Below are 14,792 nucleotides of genomic sequence, written 5' to 3'. Positions count from 1 at the left end.
GCATGGATGCGTTGTCGGAAATCCTGCGCGTCGTGCAGATGTCCGGTGCGTTCTTCGTCAACGCCCGCTTCAGTGCGCCCTGGTGCTACCAGTCGCCGAAGGCCGCGCTGGCGGCGCCGTGGCTCGATCCGACGGCCGAACAGGTGGTGATCTTCCACCTGGTCACCGAAGGCGAGTGCCTGGTGGAGATGGAAGGCATGCCCCCGTTGGCCGTGCGCGAAGGCGATGTGGTGATGTTTCCCGGTGGCGCCGCGCATCGCATGGCATCCGCACCAGGTCTGCCGCCGCCACGCGGCGCGGCCGATCTCAAGAAACTGTTTTCAAGCCGTCCTCGACGGTTGGCCTACGGCGGTGGCGGCGCACCGACCCGCATCGTCTGCGGCTACCTGGCTTGCGATACCCGGCTCGCGCGCTTGCTGCTGGACGGTCTGCCGCCCGTGGTGCGGATCAGCCTGCGCGATTCCGATGCCGGCGCATGGCTCGAATCGTCCGTGCGCTATGCGCTGGCCGAAGCGCGCACGCCGCGCCCTGGCGGGGCCAGCCTGCTGTCGCGTCTGGCGGAGTTGTTGTTCATCGAAGTGCTGCGCCGCTACGTGCACCAGCACGAAGGCCACGCCGGCTGGCTGGCGGGCCTGGGCGACCGTGTCGTCGGCAAGGCGCTGAATGCGCTGCACCAGCAGCCCTGCCGCGACTGGACGCTCGCCGACCTGGCGCGCGTCGCCGGCACGTCACGGTCGGTGCTGGCCGAGCGATTCCAGCAGTTGGTGGGTACGTCGCCGATGCAGTACCTGACCCAGTGGCGGATGCTGATGGCGGCCAACCTGCTCCGCCGCAGCAATGCGCCGCTGTCGCGGGTGGCCGAAGAGGTGGGCTACCAGAACGACACGTCCTTCAGCCGCGCGTTCCGTCGCGAATACGGGCAACCGCCGGCCGCGTGGCGACGCAACCTGGCCGATGCCGGCCAGGCCGCGCACGCCTGATCGCGCGCATTGGTCATGGCCGCCGCTTGTAGGTGATCTCCATCATCTTCGTTTCCTTGCCATCCGGGCCGGGACCGAACATTTCCAGGATCTCGGTGTTCTTGTCGGTCCAGCGCGTGGTCATGCGGCTGCTCTGCGGCTTCTTGGTCACCGCGTCGTGGTGGGTGCCCGTATAGGTGCAGCTCAACTGCGCATCGCAGGCGCCCTCGCTGACCATCAGGCCGGTACTCATGCTGTCGTTCCAGGTGCCCCAGTACTTGCCGGTGACGTTGTCGAACCCGTGCAGGCCCCGGCCGCTGAAGGGTTGGCCCATCATCTGCGAGGTCACTTCCTCCAGCATCACGCGGTTGCCGAGGATCATTTTGCGCGTGGCGGTGCCGCCATCGGTGCTGGGCGGGGCGCCGGGTGCGTACCAGCTCTTCACGACCAGGTCGTAGGTGCCGGCCATCGACGCCAGCCTGCCGTGCTCGATGCCGGGCGTGCCCGCCTTCTGGTAAGCCTCCATCATGGCCTGCATCTCCGGCGTCATCGCCGGCGGCTTGTCCTGGGCAGTCGCGGAACCTGCGAGGAGCAGGGCGGAAACGGCGGAGGTCAACAGGGTGGTGCGGTGCATGGCGGCCCCTCCCGGGCATGGCGGTGGCGCCGTTGTGCGCCCAGCCGCGCTCAGCCGGCGTGAAGACCGCCGCGCCTGTGCTCAGCGGCGCAGGCCGACCACCCCGTCCAGTGCACGCTGCGCCTTGAAGCCTGCCTTTTCCAACCGCTTCGCGACTTCGCCCGGCACGTCGCGGCCGCTGGTGAGCTTGTTGGGGCTGCCCGTGTAGTGGAAGAGCTTGCCGCCGCGGCGCAGGACGCGCGCGAGCTGGTCGTAGAACGCCTGCGAATACAACTCTCCGGCGATGCCGAAGCGCGGCGGATCGTGCAGCACGGCATCGACGGACGCGTCTGCGATATCGACGATGGCGCGCGACACGTCCGCATGCGCCAGTTCGAGGCGGTCGTCGTGTTCGGGCGCCTCCGGGTCCGGCGACCACGGGTTGAGGGTGCGCAGCCACAGCACGTCTTCGTTCTTTTCGAACGAGCGGATGCGCGCCGCGCCGGCCGCCAGGCAGCAGGCGGCGAAATAGCCCAGTCCACCGCAGGTATCCAGCACCACCTTGCCGCGCGGTTCCACCAGCGCGACCTTGCGCTGCGCGTCGTCCAGTGGGGATTCCTTCGACGTCGGCAGCATCTTGATGCCGTCGATCTCGAAGGTGGGTACGCCCCATTCGGTGGGCACCAGCTTGATCAGCGAACCGGCGAAGCGCGAGATCGGCGCGAAGTCCTCGCCGTCCCAGTGGTACAGCGTGCGGTCCTTCAGGCCTTCCGGATACGGGTACGTCGCCTCCTTCCACTGCCATGCGTCCGTTCCCAGGCGGGCTTCGCCCTGCGTTCGGCCGAGGTCGAACGAACCCGGCCAGACGCCGTCGCCACGATCGCGCGCGGCACGCAGCGCGTTCGCGGCGTCGCGGGTGAGGAGGGGGCCGGTGTAGTGGGGCATGCGGGAAGGTCCGGGCGTGCCGCCTCGATGGGCGGTCTTGGATTTCGAGGGCGCTATTGGACGCGGTTGGCACGCCACTGACAACTGCTACCATCGCGACCGGACGGCACAGGGGGCACGCATGGGGATGCGTCGGTGGTGCATGGCAGCGTTGCTGCTGCTCAGCGGGGGTGGAGTTGCGCATGCGGAGGCGGTGATGCCGTCGTCCGGGTCCGTACCGGTGCCGGATCACGACCAGGCGCTCGAAGCCGTGACGAATGCGAAGGAGACGGCATACCGCGAAATGCTGGCCCGCTTCGATGCCTCCGAATCTTCGGGTGCCGCGTCGTTGGTCGCCCGGTGCCGATTCATCGGCAATTACACCGAAGAAGACTACGGCGACTGGATCGCGTCCGCCTCCGATGACCACGAGGCATGCCTCGAACGTCTCCGGCAGCGCTGGGCAGATACGCCCGAGGCGCAGTTGTTCCTCTACCAGCAGATGTGGGGCGAGGACGCGGTCGCAGAAGGGGCTGCCCTGATCGACCGTGCGACCGCATGGCCCACCCCCCCTGCGGGCCGCGCTCTACGCCAGGCAGTCCTTGTTGCTCGATAGTCTTCAGCAGGGCGAGAAGGCGGCGGAGATGGCCCTGCGGGCTGCCCGCCTCGGGGAGTCCAACAGTGTCCCGCTGGCAGTCGACGCCGTGCTGGCGAAGCGGGACGAGGCGGGTGCCGCACGCCTGCTGCGCGACTCGCCCGCCGCGACCGACGCATGGCGCGCGGACAAGCGGTTGGCGGCGGCGTTGAAGATCAAGGACGCCCGCATCGCCCTGGAGGAACTGCGGCGGTACGACGGAAAGGAGTTCGTCCTGGATGGCGCGCTGGTGGCGCGCGCGCATCTCAATGCGGGCGACCTGGCGGCAGCCCGTCGCGCGCTGGAGACGGCCGGCGAGGGCGACGATCAAGCCCGGGCGCGTTTCGACGTCGCGCTGGCGCAGGCGGATATCCCGGCGGCGATCGCGCAGATCGACATCACCGACACCGACGGGATCGCGACCCACCTGGAACGCTTCGCCGTGCTGGCGAACCAACATCCAGCCTCCGTCTTCCGACTTCCGATGCTCGGCATGGCCCTGATGTCCGGCGGGATCCTGCTGGCCCTGGCGTTGTTGCCGCTGATGCTCCTCGTTCCGGTGCATTACCGCGGGCTGGCGCGACGCGTGCAGGGCCGTGCGCCCGTCGCCTTGTTCCCGGGTATCGGGTTGCGGCACGCCTGGTGGGGCATGGCACTCATGCTGGCGTTGCCCTTCGTGATCGCCGGCGTGGTCGAGCCACGCTCGATTGCCGGCCTTTTCACCGGCGACGTTCTGCCGGACGCCGATGCGTTCGCCAGGATCAATCTCTGGAGTTCCGTCGCAAGCCCTGCGTTGCTGGCACCTGTCGCCTGGTGCCTCGGGCGCGGGGGCTTCACCGGCCGCATCACCTGGTGGCGGCAGGTGGCGTGGCTGCTTGCCGCGCTGGTGATGCTGTATGCCGTGATCTACCTGCAAGGTGCCTGGCTCCAGTGGCGTGCGGAAGACAGTCGCACTGAGCAGACGGAAGCGATCGAACGCCTCCTCCAAGGTGGGCAGTCGATCTATGGGCCCGCCCTGACGTTCCTCCTGATCGCAGTGCTGGGGCCGATCGTCGAGGAACTGGTGTTCCGAGGCATGTTGTTGGGGGGCATGGCGCGCCATATCAGCTTCGGCTGGTCCAACGTCCTCCAGGCATTGTTGTTCGCCGGCATCCACAACGACATGCCGCGCTTCTTCTTCTATTTCGCCATGGGATTGTTGGCGGGAATGCTCGTGCGAAGGACCGGTTCGCTCGTGCCGGCGATCGTGCTGCATGCCATCAACAACGGGGTCTTCTTCCTGTTGGCGACATAGCCATCGCTCGGCTGCGGGCGGATCGGGTTGTTATAGTGCGCGCCTCTTCCCGGATCCACGGCCATGCACACGATCGAACGTTTCCACCCCATCGGCACGCCGGGTACGCCTTGGGGCGCGGTGGAGAAGGCCGCATGGCGCGCGCAGCAGCGCGTGCGGCGCCGCTATGCGGATGACGTGGTGGCCTCCCTCGATCGCCTGCGCGAGCGTTTCGACGTGGAGACCTACGGCACGCTGGACTATGGTCCGGGCGAACGCTATCCGCTGTACGCGGTGCGCAGCCGCGACTGGAACGACACGCTGCCGCTGATGCTGGTCACCGGTGGCGTCCACGGTTATGAAACCAGTGGCGTGCACGGTGCGTTGCAGTTCCTGGAACAGCGCGCCGCCGATTAAGCCGGCCTCGCCAATCTGCTGGTCGTGCCCTGCGTGAGCCCGTGGGGGTATGAGCGCATCCACCGCTGGAACGCCGATGCGCTGGACCCGAACCGCTCCTTCCGCGTGGACAGCCCCGCGCAGGAATCCGCGGCCCTGATCGCGCTGGTGGCGCCGGTGAAGGATCGCGTGCTGATGCACATCGACCTGCACGAGACCACCGACAGCGACGAAACCGAGTTCCGCCCCGCGCTCGCCGCGCGCGATGGCAAGCCGTTCGAGCCCGGTGAGATTCCGGACGGCTTCTACCTGGTGGACGACAGCGAGAACCGGCAGCCGGCGTTCCAGCGGGCGGTGATCGCCGCCGTGGCGCAGGTGACCCATATCGCCCCGGCCGACGCCGAGGGCGACATCATCGGATCGCCGGTGGTGGCCGAAGGCGTGATCGAGTATCCGGTGAAGTCGCTGGGCCTGTGCACCGGCATCACCGAGGCGCGCTACACCACCATCACCGAGGTCTACCCGGACAGCCCGAAGGCCACCCCGGTGCAATGCAACGACGCGCAGGTCGCGGCCGTGGTCGCCGCGATCGACTACGCGCTGGCCCATCCGTAAGGACGGGCCAGCCCTCGCTCATTCGACGGCCGGCAACAGCTTCTCGGTCATCAGGCGGAACGTCAGCCGCGGCGCGTTCTGCACCTGGTAGTTGGTGGTGGTGACCACGACCACCAGCTTCTGTGCCGGGAATACCCGCACCGTATTGCCGCCGGTGCCGTTCATCGCATACGAATCGAACGTGCGGCCGCCGCTGGTCTCGTGGTGCAGCCACCACAGGTAACCGTAATCGATGCCGTCTTCGATGCGCGCGTGCGGGCGGACCGAATCGGCGACCCAGGCGGCGGGCACGATCTGCTTGCCGTGCCAACGTCCGCCGTTGCGGTATAACTCACCGAGCGCAAGCAGGTCCCGGCTGCGCAATCCCAATCCGCCGCCCGCCTGCGCGAGCCCCTGCGGAGAGAATTGCCAGGCGGGCGCCGCGATGCCGAGCGGATCGAACAGCGTGCGCTGCGCGAAGGTGGCCAAGGGTTCGCCGGCCGCGGCCTGGACCACCGCCCCCAGCGTGGTGACCCCGGCGGTGCAGTAGCGGAAGCTGCGGCCGTACGGCGCGTCCTTGGGCGGTGTCATCCAGGCGGCGTAGCCCTGGACAGGCAAGTCGAGGTAGAAGCCCACCCAGTCTTCGATCAGGTACATGCGCTCCTCGTTGCCGCGCGACCAAGTGTTCCAGTCGTCGCATTCCAGCGCCGAGGACATCGTCATCAGGTCTTCGACGGTGATCGCGTCCTTGCGCGGATCGGGCAGGGCGGGCGGCGGTCGTTTCAACAGCGGCAGGACCCGCGCCTGCGCGCCTTCCAGCTTGCCCTGGCCGACCGCGATGCCCGTGAGCATGCCCGCCACGGTCTTGGTGGCCGAGCGTGTATTGCGCCCCGCCTCGCGCCCGTCCTCGTCGAAGTAGCGCTCGTACACCAGCACGCCATCGCGGGCGATGAGCACGCTGGTGACCTGCTTGAATTCGCCGGCGGCGATGACGCGCTCCATCTCGGCGAGTGCCGCGGCGTCCAGGCCATGTTCGGCCGGCCGGCCCTGCGGCCAGTCCGCGGCGTCCGCGGGCGGGATGAAGAGGGTGCACGACAGCAGCAACGGGATGATCAGGCGGCGCATGGACGGGTCCTGTGAAGGGGAGAGGCGCCACGATGCCGGCGCGGGAGGTGGACGACTTGCACGCCGGCAACGTGTTCGTTCAGACAGTCGACCGGAAGGCCGTCGGCGGCATGCCGTAGGCGCGGACGAACAGGCGGTGGAAATGCGCCTGGTCGGCAAAGCCGCACTCGGCGGCGATCGTTGCCACGGTGGCGCGACCTTGCCGAAGCATGCCCGCGGCGCGCGCCACGCGCAGGCGACGCGAATACTCGGTGGGCGTGCAGCCGTGGCGACGACGGAACACCCGCGCGAGGTGCACGGGATGCACCTGGCAGGCGTGCGCCAGCGTGGCGGTGTCGGCGGGTGTGTCGTGGTGGTCGTGCAGCCAGGCCTCGGCGCGTGCCAACCAGGCGGGCCAGCCACGGAATGCCGACACGGGGCTGGCGATGGCGTCGAGCATCTCGTCGAACAGTGCTTCCGCCAGCAGGCCATCGTCGCCCCGCCAGTCCGTGCACGCCTGGGCAAGACCCTGCGCGAAGGCTTGTGCGCGGCGTTCCGCGCGCACGGCGCCCTGGTCCAGGCCATGCCGCAACCTCCCTTCCATCGTCGAAGGCAGCGCGATGGTCATGAACTCGCCCTCCAGATCATGGAAGTGGTCGCGGTGCGTGGTGGCAGGCGGTGTGTAGACCAGCGTGCCCGGCGTGCATTCCGGCAGGCCGCCTGTCGCGGAGGTCAGGTAGCGACCGCGCAGGAGCAGCACCAGGTGTGCGTCGTCGTGGGTGTGCCGTGCCAGTGCGCGGGCCGGCACCGTCGGCACGAGCCGCGCGATCTGCACGCCGTTGGCGAGGTGGCGGACGGTTCCCGCCCCGAGGCTGCCCGCGCGTCGTGTGGCATCGGCGGGCACCGCGACGACGGCGTGCGGAGTGGGCGAGCGGGAGGCGCCGGCGGCGATGGGCATGCGATCTCGTGGACGCGGGTGGGCTCCTTCGACTCTGGCAGGTAGCCCCGGCAAAGGCAGGCGCGGTGCGACGAAACCGGGAAGGAGGCGACGAAAGCCGGGCGACGCGGCCTGCCGTTCGTCTGCTTCACGCGCGGACGTGGCGAACGGTGCGATTTCCGTGGCCGTGCGCCTGAAGCCGCAGCGTCTTGTCCTGGTGGACGATTCGCTCCGGAGGATGGGCCCATGCATCAGGTCTTGCGTGCAGGATTGATCGTGGCAGTCGGCGTGCTGGTCGGCTGCAAGTTCCAGCATGTACCTCGCCGGGCCGAGCTGGTCGGACTGAGAACCGGGCACGAGTCAGGTCGCCGGGTGTAGGCTGCGCGGAAAGTGGCGTTGCGGGAGTGGGTCATGGCGACCGGATGGGCAGGCGATGGTGCGGTACAGGACCAGATCGATGCGACCGTGAAGGACGGCATCGAGCGGGCGCGTCGTGCGCTCCCCAAGGGGCCCAGCCTCAGCCACTGCGAAGAATGCGACAAGCCGATCCCACTCGCGCGCCAGAAAGCCGTGCCGGGCGTGCGCCTGTGCGTGGGCTGCCAGGAAGCGGCCGACCACGACGAGCAGGCGGCCGGCCTCTACAACCGGCGCGGCAGCAAGGACAGCCAGTTGCGCTGATGCTTTCGCGAGCGCGCCGCGCAAACCGATCTGCATGACCTTCCTGCAAGGGCGCAGCGATGTCCTCTTGAATCCTCCTCAAGTTCCGCATGGATCCGCCGCTACCGCCTTAACGGGTACGTCTGGGGGCGCGCGTGGCACTGCTGGGGGCACTGACATCGTGGTGGCAACGCGGGCGCACGCCGGTCGTCGCGCCGCGTGGTGGCTCGACAACGCGGCCGCGCGCCGCAGCGGCCGAGACCACGGCGCCCGCCGTCGACCGCAACTGGGCAGGTGCATTGCTTGAACTGGCCTACGAGGGCCAGCCAGCCTCCCTGTCGCCCGAGGCCAGTGCGTCCGTGCGGGATGCCGCCGAACAGACATTGGCCCGCTTTGCCGAAGCCCCCCAGCGGCTGCCGCGCCGGCCGCAGTTGCTGCCGCAGTTGCTGAGCACCCTCAACGACGACGATGCCTCCGGCCGCGAGATTGCCGGTGTGATCGCGCGCGATCCGGCGTTGGCGGCGCACCTGCTCCGGCTGGCCAACAGCGCGCTCTATCGCACGCAACCCGCGCCCGTGGAGAACCTGGATCGCGCGGTCGCATTGGTCGGCACGGAAGGGCTCCGCCAACTCGTGGCGATGGCGGTGATGCAGCCGGTCATGCGGATGGATGGCGGTGCCCTGGGCGCGTTGCCCGACCTGATCTGGGACCACACGCAGCGCACGGCCCTGGCCGCAGCGCAGTTCGCGAAGACGGTGGAGCGCGAAGACGCGTTCGCCGCACAACTCCTCGCGTTGTTGCAGGGGCTCGGCGCCATCCTCGTGGCGCAGGCGCTCCGCGATGCGTGTACGCAGGGCGGAATGCCGGATGCCGGGGTCGCCGCGCGCCTCCTGCAGGATGCGTCGCCTCGCCTGGGGCGTGCCGTGGCGCGGGAGTGGGGCATGTCCGAACGCCTGCTGCAGGGCCTGGATGACCAGGCGCTCGGCGACACCGTGCGCATGACGGGCCTGGGTCGCGCCCTGGCGGTCGCCGCCCCGCACGCCAGCGCCGCGATGGCGTCCGCCCGGGTCGACGCCGCCGCCTGACCACGCGGTTGCAGTGCCAGTCAGGCAGCGGGCCGTGGTTTGACGTCGCGCTCATATCCGCTGCGGTATTCCTGCATCGTCAGGGATCACGCGAGGTGTACCGATGACGCTGGCATTGCGTTGCCGCTGCGGGCAGGTGACAGGGATCGTCGCTACCGATCGCGCCTACGTGCGCGCCACGTGCTACTGCAGGGATTGCCAGGCCTACGCGCGCCATCTGGGCCAGCCCGGTCTGGTGGACGCGCATGGCGGCACCGACATCGTGGCGATGAATCCGCTCGCCGTGCGGTTCACCGCCGGCGAGGAACATATCGCCGGTCTGTGCCTGCGCAAAGGCGGGCTGTTCCGCTGGTACGCGGCATGTTGCCGTACGCCGCTCGGCAATACGCCACACGACGGCCGCGTGGCCTACGTGGGCATGGTGACGGCCTGCCTGATGCCGGTGGCGGAGGTGGATGCCGTCTTCGGACCTCCGGGCCGGATCGTGCTCAACGCGGGGTCCGCCATCGGCGAGGTCCGCGGTACCCCCATGGCGTTCGTGCTCGGCGGTGCACGGATCGCCGCCGGCATCCTGGGCGCCCGACTCCGCCAACAGGTCCCCAGCCTGTTCTTCGGCCCCTCGGGGCAGACCCTGCGCACGGCCTATCCGCTCAGCGCGGGTGAGCGCGACGCGGTGGGGGTGCAAACCGGCTGATCGGTGTCTTCCGGATTGACCCCGGATATTTGCCTGACTAAAGTCAGGTAATGGACGACACCCAGCGCCTGCGGCGTTTCAACCGCACCGTCACCCGCCGTATCGGCGTGCTGACCGACGACTACCTCGGGCACGGCCGTCCGCTGGCGGAATCGCGCCTGCTGTTCGAGGTGGGGCGCGAGGGTGCGGACGTGCGCGACCTGCGTGCGCGCCTGGCGCTGGACTCGGGCTATGCCAGCCGGCTGTTGCGCGCGCTGGAAGCGCAGGGCCTGGTCCGGGTGCAGGCGTCCCCCGCGGATGCGCGCGCCCGCCGCGTGGCGCTGACCGCCAAGGGGCGTCGCGAAGTGGACGCGCTGGACCGCGATTCGCAGGCGCTGGCCGATGCCCTGCTGGCGCCGCTGTCGGAACGGCAACGCACGCGCATGCTTGCGGCGATGGACGAAGTGGAGGCGCTGCTGCGTGCCTCCTCGGTGGAGATCCGGGTAGCGGATCCGGCCAGCGCGGAGGCGCAAGCCTGCCTCCGCGCCTACCTCGATGAGCTCGATGCCCGCTTCGAGACCGGCTTCGACGCCGCGCGCAGCGTCTCGGCCAATCCGCACGAACTCGTGCCGCCGCAGGGTGTGTTCCTGCTGGGTTGGCTGGATGGCGGGGCGATCGGATGCGGCGGATTGAAGGTGACGGGCGAGCGCACAGGTGAGATCAAGCGCATGTGGGTCGCGCCCGGGGCGCGTGGCCTGGGCGTGGCGCAGCGCCTGCTCGATGCACTGGAAGCGCAGGCGCATGCGTTCGGACTCGGGCGCGTGCGCCTGGACACCAACCGCACGCTGGTCGAAGCGCGGGCGCTCTACGTGCGCAACGGCTATCGGGAGATTCCGGCCTACAACGACAACCCTTATGCGGACCATTGGTTCGAAAAATCACTGCAGGGCTGATACGCGCTGGCCGGTGACAGGCAGGGCAAGGCACGACGCCCGTGTCCCGCTCGCCTCCGCGGGTTGCAGGTTATGGCCATCGCGCCGATGATGCGCGGCATCGTCGTCGTCCCTATGCCGTTCGCGTCATGCCCGCCACACCCGCGTCCTCCCAGCAAGGCGATCTGTTCGGCGGCCCGCAGCCGGGCCGGCTGCATCGCCTGTTCTTCGCCCTGGTGCCATCGCCGGGCGAATGCGAGTCGCTCCGGCACCGGGCCGAGGACCTCAAGGGCGCATACCCGCAGGCGCGCTGGGTACGGCCGGAACGCTACCACCTGACCCTGCATTTCCTGGGCGAAAGCGACGGGCCGCGCGAGGACATGGTGGCCGCGGCGCACGAAGCCATGCGCGACTGGCAGCCGGAACCGGTGGGCATCACCCTGGACCACCTGCTGTGCCTGGGCAACCCGAAGAACCCGGCACTGACGCTCGCGGCGCTGCAGCCCTCGCCAGCGGTCGTGGCGTTCTGGCGCAGCCTGCAGCAGCGCCTGCTGCGTGCAGGCTTCAAGCAGCACGTCGGCCGCAGTTTCGTCCCGCACCTGACCCTGGCCTATGTGCCTCCGCGTACTGCGCCGGTGGACGTCGTGCCGATGGTGCTGCATCCGCAGGCGGTGCACCTGCTGCAGAGCATCGAAGGCGAAGCGGACTATGCCCACCTGGGTGAGTGGTCCCTGGCGGAGTAGGGGAGGCGCCCGCCCCTGCGGGCAGTGAGAATCTGTAATACAGCGTTGCCCATGCGTGCGCCTGTCGGCCCGCCACGGCGATCCCCGCTTCGGGTGTCCGACTGTGCGTGCCCGGTTGCGTTCGGGAGGACACCCGGAATCCTCCGGGCAACCTTGAACGAGGACACCGACATGAGACGCTTGCCGATGCTGTGGGCGCTGTTGCTGTGCGCGCTGTCATTCCCGCTGTCTGCGCAGGACCGCAGTTACACCGAGGGGCCGGTCATGGAAGTCACGGCGGTCAAGATCAAGGACGGTCAGTTCGACAACTACATGAATCACCTGCAGACCCAGTACAAGCGCGTCATGGATGCGCAGAAGGACGCGGGCATCATCCTCGGCTACACGATCTATGCCGCCGATCCGCGGCGTCCGGAAGACCCGGACCTCTACCTGACCGTGGTCTATCCCAACATGGCGGCCTTCGATGGCCTGCGGGATCGCTCGGAAGCCGTGTCCAGCAAGGTCACGGGGCAGAACACGGCGCAGGCGAACACGGCGTTCGCCGATCGCGGCAAGATGCGCCAGATCCTCGGCAGCCAATTGATCCGCGAGTTGAAATTGAAGTAACGGTGTTGCGCGGGGCCACGCCATGGAGCAGGCCCCGCGATTTCGAATCCCCGCTCAATGCCCCTGCCTGCGCAGCGTATCCAGCTTGGCCTGGTAGAGCGCACGGGTATCGCCCTGGCTGAGTTCGCGGGCACGCGCCAACTCGCGGCTCGCACGGCGGTGGTCGCCCTGCTGGAAGTACACCCGTGCCAGGCCGAAGTGGAACCGGTGTTCGCCGTCGTACAACTGGATGGCCTTGCGGTAGTGCCCGGCCGCGCGTTCGAGGTCGCCATCGCGTTCGAAGCCGGCGGCCAGCAGGAAATGGTGGAACGGATCGCGGGCCTGTACCGCGTCGAGTCGCTTCTGCAGCGGTCGTGCCGCGTCTGTATCGCCCGCACGCTGGTAGAACGCCACCAGGTTGAACAGCGCGCCGGGATTGTCGTGATCGAGTGCGAGGGCATGCCGGTAGGCCTGCTCGGCGCGCGCTTCGTCGCCGTCGCGCAGGTACATCACGCCGGTGTTGCTCCAGGTGGTCGCGTAGTCCGGGTCCAGCGTCAGCGCGATCTCGGCATGGCGCAGGGCAGCCGCCAGCGCGCCCTGTTCCAGTAGCTGCGCCGCACGGTTGTTGTAGTAATGGGCGACCAGGCGGTCGTCGCGGATGGGTTCCGGCGGCCTGCGGGTGATGACCTCGTTCCAGGCCACATCCACGGTGAACTTTCGCTCCCGGATGCGCACGCCGGCATTGACGTGCTGGGTGCGGTAGAGCGTGTTGTGGTCCTGGCGCCACGCCAGGGTCTCGTCGACCTGCTGGGCATAGGCGTCCAGGCCGGCCTCGCGTGCCAGCGCCACCGTCAGCAGGGTGAAGCTCATGCAGTTGGCCTGGCGCGTGGCGTAGGCCTCGGCCACGGTGTGGTTGGCGTCGGGTTCGTAGCGCATGCCCAGGCCTTGTGGGCTGAACAGGAAATCGACCATCCGCTCCAGGCGCGCACTCGGTGCGCGCGCGCGTTCGAGGACCTGTTCGCGGAACTGCTGGCGCAGGGGTTCCGGTACCGCGAGCACGTCGGCGGGGGCAGGGGGCGCGACGGACTGCGCGAACGCCGACAGGGCCGACGACGCCAGCAGCAGGGTGCCGAGCCACTTCGTCCACATCGCCCACCTCCGGGTCCCGCATCGGGACGCGTCCGCGTGGCCCGAGTGTAGTCCCGCATCGCAGTGCGGCATGGACCGTCTGGCTGCGTTGACGCCGTCATGGCGGGGCGGCTAGCGTCATGGCCCTTTCGCAGGAAGCCCACCGCATGCGCACTGCCATCCCCTTGTTCCTGTTGCTGGCCGGCCTGGCGCCGACCACCCATGCGGCATCGGTACCGGAGCAGGGTCGGGACGGGGTCACCGTCGGGGCGGTGCTGTCGCCGCGGGAGCGGGTGGAGCCGGAGAACCGCATGCTCCGCGAGCGGCTCGACACGCTGCTGCCTCGCCTGATGAAGGAAGCCGACCTCGACATGTGGGTGGTGATCGCGCGGGAGTATGCGGAAGACCCGGTGTACTTCACCCTCGTCCCGCAGCCGGCGCATGCGGCGCGCCGCACGACGATGCTGGTATTCCATCGCCAACCGGATGGCAGCGTGCAGCGGCTCTCCATCAACCGCTATCCGTTCGGCGCGCCTTACGACACGACGTGGTCGGGCGGCGACCTCAAGACGCAGTGGGAGGCGTTGGGCGCGCTGATCGCCGCGCGGGACCCGCGCAGGATCGGCATCAACGTCTCCGGCGACTGGGCGATCGCCGATGGCCTGACGCATGCCTTGCATGAGCGGTTGCTATCGGTGCTGCCGGCCGCGCTGCACGATCGGCTGGTGCCGGCGGAAGCCTTGGTCGTGCGCTGGATGGAGACGCGCAGCCCTGCGGAACTCGCGGCGTATCCGCATATCGTGTCGCTCGCGCGCGGCGTGGTCGCCGAAGCCTTCTCCAGCCGGGTCATCACCCCCGGCGTCACGACGACGGACGATGTGGCGTGGTACATCCGCGAGCGCTTCGAATCGCTGGGGCTGGCGCCGTGGTTCATGCCGGACGTCAACTTCCAGCGTGCGGGAACGGTCTGTGCGGACGACGCACCGTTCTGCGGCGAGGAAGGCGTCATCCAGCCCGGCGACGTGCTGCATACCGATGTGGGCCTGTGCTACCTCAAGCTGTGTACCGATACGCAGGAAATGGCCTACGTGGCGCGCGCCGGTGAAACGGAGGCGCCCGCCGGGTTGCGCGCTGCGCTCGCCCAGGGCAACCGCTGGCAGGACGCACTGACGGGCCAGTTCGTCGCGGGTCGCACCGGCAACGAGATCCTGGCGGCGACGCAACGCGAGACGGCGCGCCAGGGCCTGCGGGCGGCGACCTATTCGCACCCGGTGGGTTTCGTCGGGCATGCGCCGGGGCCGACGATCGGCATGTGGGACAACCAGGGGCCCACCGTGGGGCAGGGGGACTGGCCGCTGCATGCCGATACCGTCTACGCCATCGAAGGCAACGTGAAGGCGCGCGTTCCGGAGTGGGATGGGCAGAACGTGCAGGTCAAGCTGGAGCAGATGGCCGTGTTCGATGGGCGCAAGGTGGTCTATCTGGCGGGGCGCCAGGTGGTCTGGCACGTCGTGCGGTGACGCGCCGGACGCACGGACGGTAGGATGCCCGC

15 protein-coding genes and 1 pseudogene are annotated in these 14,792 nt (G+C 69.0%); 11 read left to right on the top strand and 5 right to left on the bottom strand.

All coding sequences use genetic code 11. The features are described from left to right. Positions 1 to 2 precede the first annotated feature (2 nt). On the top strand, positions 3 to 980 hold the full coding sequence (locus ASD72_RS13320; protein ID WP_056880433.1) for an AraC family transcriptional regulator: 978 nt from the start codon (positions 3 to 5) through the stop codon (positions 978 to 980). A gap of 13 nt (positions 981 to 993) precedes the next feature. Here ASD72_RS13320 and ASD72_RS13315 read toward each other — a convergent pair whose 3' ends face one another. Next, positions 994 to 1,593, bottom strand: a complete 600-nt coding sequence (locus tag ASD72_RS13315; RefSeq protein ID WP_056880432.1) for a DUF1579 domain-containing protein — start codon at positions 1,591 to 1,593, stop codon at positions 994 to 996. 81 nt (positions 1,594 to 1,674) lie between these two features. Next, a complete protein-coding gene (locus ASD72_RS13310) occupies positions 1,675 to 2,517 on the bottom strand; it encodes an MnmC family methyltransferase (RefSeq protein WP_056880431.1) in 843 nt (280 codons plus the stop codon). Between the two features lie 142 nt (positions 2,518 to 2,659). On the opposite strand from ASD72_RS13310, the gene ASD72_RS13305 reads away from it, so the two are divergent. From ASD72_RS13305 to ASD72_RS13295, 3 genes and pseudogenes are all read left to right on the top strand, one after another. Next, on the top strand, positions 2,660 to 3,112 hold the full coding sequence (locus tag ASD72_RS13305) for a hypothetical protein (protein ID WP_155944644.1): 453 nt from the start codon (positions 2,660 to 2,662) through the stop codon (positions 3,110 to 3,112). Then, positions 3,102 to 4,424 (top strand): type II CAAX endopeptidase family protein, encoded by a 1,323-nt coding sequence (locus ASD72_RS13300; RefSeq protein ID WP_155944643.1) that lies wholly within the window; start codon positions 3,102 to 3,104, stop codon positions 4,422 to 4,424. Before ASD72_RS13305 ends, ASD72_RS13300 begins: the two co-directional genes overlap by 11 nt. 63 nt (positions 4,425 to 4,487) lie before the next feature. After that, positions 4,488 to 5,414, top strand: a pseudogene (locus tag ASD72_RS13295) (M14 family metallocarboxypeptidase). An 18-nt stretch (positions 5,415 to 5,432) separates the two neighbouring features. On the opposite strand, the gene ASD72_RS13290 reads toward ASD72_RS13295, so the two are convergent. Together ASD72_RS13290 and ASD72_RS13285 are read right to left on the bottom strand one after the other, a co-directional pair. After that, positions 5,433 to 6,518, bottom strand: coding sequence for a serine hydrolase (locus ASD72_RS13290; RefSeq protein WP_081420334.1), 1,086 nt, complete (start codon positions 6,516 to 6,518; stop codon positions 5,433 to 5,435). 79 nt (positions 6,519 to 6,597) lie between these two features. Next, positions 6,598 to 7,455 (bottom strand): AraC family transcriptional regulator, encoded by an 858-nt coding sequence (locus ASD72_RS13285; protein ID WP_056880428.1) that lies wholly within the window; start codon positions 7,453 to 7,455, stop codon positions 6,598 to 6,600. A 390-nt stretch (positions 7,456 to 7,845) separates the two neighbouring features. On the opposite strand from ASD72_RS13285, the gene ASD72_RS13280 reads away from it, so the two are divergent. From ASD72_RS13280 to ASD72_RS13255, 6 genes are all read left to right on the top strand, one after another. Then, the gene (locus tag ASD72_RS13280) at positions 7,846 to 8,112 is read left to right on the top strand and encodes a DksA/TraR family C4-type zinc finger protein (RefSeq protein WP_056880427.1); all 267 of its coding nucleotides are present in this window, start codon (positions 7,846 to 7,848) and stop codon (positions 8,110 to 8,112) included. 134 nt (positions 8,113 to 8,246) lie between these two features. Next, positions 8,247 to 9,176 carry an HDOD domain-containing protein gene (locus ASD72_RS13275; RefSeq protein WP_056880426.1) on the top strand — a complete coding sequence of 310 codons (930 nt, stop codon included), beginning with the start codon at positions 8,247 to 8,249 and terminating at the stop codon, positions 9,174 to 9,176. Between the two features lie 103 nt (positions 9,177 to 9,279). Further along, positions 9,280 to 9,870: a DUF6151 family protein gene (locus ASD72_RS13270; RefSeq protein ID WP_056880425.1), complete on the top strand. Its 591-nt coding sequence runs from the start codon at positions 9,280 to 9,282 to the stop codon at positions 9,868 to 9,870. Between the two features lie 50 nt (positions 9,871 to 9,920). Continuing rightward, positions 9,921 to 10,802 (top strand): helix-turn-helix domain-containing GNAT family N-acetyltransferase, encoded by an 882-nt coding sequence (locus tag ASD72_RS13265; RefSeq protein WP_056880424.1) that lies wholly within the window; start codon positions 9,921 to 9,923, stop codon positions 10,800 to 10,802. Positions 10,803 to 10,930: 128 nt separating this feature from the next. Next, on the top strand, positions 10,931 to 11,524 hold the full coding sequence (thpR, locus tag ASD72_RS13260; protein ID WP_056880423.1) for an RNA 2',3'-cyclic phosphodiesterase: 594 nt from the start codon (positions 10,931 to 10,933) through the stop codon (positions 11,522 to 11,524). Between the two features lie 171 nt (positions 11,525 to 11,695). Further along, positions 11,696 to 12,133, top strand: coding sequence for a hypothetical protein (locus ASD72_RS13255; protein ID WP_155944641.1), 438 nt, complete (start codon positions 11,696 to 11,698; stop codon positions 12,131 to 12,133). 54 nt (positions 12,134 to 12,187) lie between these two features. Here ASD72_RS13255 and ASD72_RS13250 read toward each other — a convergent pair whose 3' ends face one another. Next, entirely contained in the window at positions 12,188 to 13,261 is a 1,074-nt protein-coding gene (locus ASD72_RS13250; RefSeq protein ID WP_056880421.1) for a tetratricopeptide repeat protein, read from the bottom strand. A gap of 146 nt (positions 13,262 to 13,407) precedes the next feature. Here ASD72_RS13250 and ASD72_RS13245 point away from each other — a divergent pair, with 146 nt between their 5' ends. Beyond that, positions 13,408 to 14,760, top strand: coding sequence for a M24 family metallopeptidase (locus ASD72_RS13245; RefSeq protein ID WP_056880700.1), 1,353 nt, complete (start codon positions 13,408 to 13,410; stop codon positions 14,758 to 14,760). The last annotated feature ends 32 nt before the right edge of the window (positions 14,761 to 14,792 follow it).

The organism is Pseudoxanthomonas sp. Root630 (assembly GCF_001427585.1).
GTDB lineage: Bacteria > Pseudomonadota > Gammaproteobacteria > Xanthomonadales > Xanthomonadaceae > Pseudoxanthomonas_A.
Note: the sequence above shows the minus strand (reverse complement) of the source record. Positions and strands in the feature narration are given on the sequence as shown.

Excerpts from the sequence above, each read along its gene's own strand:
- ASD72_RS13320 (WP_056880433.1), top strand. The coding sequence starts at position 3 with ATGGATGCGTTGTCGGAAATCCTGCGCGTCGTGCAGATGTCCGGTGCG.
- ASD72_RS13315 (WP_056880432.1), bottom strand. The coding sequence starts at position 1,593 with ATGCACCGCACCACCCTGTTGACCTCCGCCGTTTCCGCCCTGCTCCTC.
- ASD72_RS13310 (WP_056880431.1), bottom strand. The coding sequence starts at position 2,517 with ATGCCCCACTACACCGGCCCCCTCCTCACCCGCGACGCCGCGAACGCG.
- ASD72_RS13305 (WP_155944644.1), top strand. The coding sequence starts at position 2,660 with ATGGCAGCGTTGCTGCTGCTCAGCGGGGGTGGAGTTGCGCATGCGGAG.
- ASD72_RS13290 (WP_081420334.1), bottom strand. The coding sequence starts at position 6,518 with ATGCGCCGCCTGATCATCCCGTTGCTGCTGTCGTGCACCCTCTTCATC.
- ASD72_RS13285 (WP_056880428.1), bottom strand. The coding sequence starts at position 7,455 with ATGCCCATCGCCGCCGGCGCCTCCCGCTCGCCCACTCCGCACGCCGTC.
- ASD72_RS13280 (WP_056880427.1), top strand. The coding sequence starts at position 7,846 with ATGGCGACCGGATGGGCAGGCGATGGTGCGGTACAGGACCAGATCGAT.
- ASD72_RS13270 (WP_056880425.1), top strand. The coding sequence starts at position 9,280 with ATGACGCTGGCATTGCGTTGCCGCTGCGGGCAGGTGACAGGGATCGTC.
- ASD72_RS13265 (WP_056880424.1), top strand. The coding sequence starts at position 9,921 with ATGGACGACACCCAGCGCCTGCGGCGTTTCAACCGCACCGTCACCCGC.
- thpR (WP_056880423.1), top strand. The coding sequence starts at position 10,931 with ATGCCCGCCACACCCGCGTCCTCCCAGCAAGGCGATCTGTTCGGCGGC.
- ASD72_RS13255 (WP_155944641.1), top strand. The coding sequence starts at position 11,696 with ATGAGACGCTTGCCGATGCTGTGGGCGCTGTTGCTGTGCGCGCTGTCA.
- ASD72_RS13250 (WP_056880421.1), bottom strand. The coding sequence starts at position 13,261 with ATGTGGACGAAGTGGCTCGGCACCCTGCTGCTGGCGTCGTCGGCCCTG.
- ASD72_RS13245 (WP_056880700.1), top strand. The coding sequence starts at position 13,408 with ATGCGCACTGCCATCCCCTTGTTCCTGTTGCTGGCCGGCCTGGCGCCG.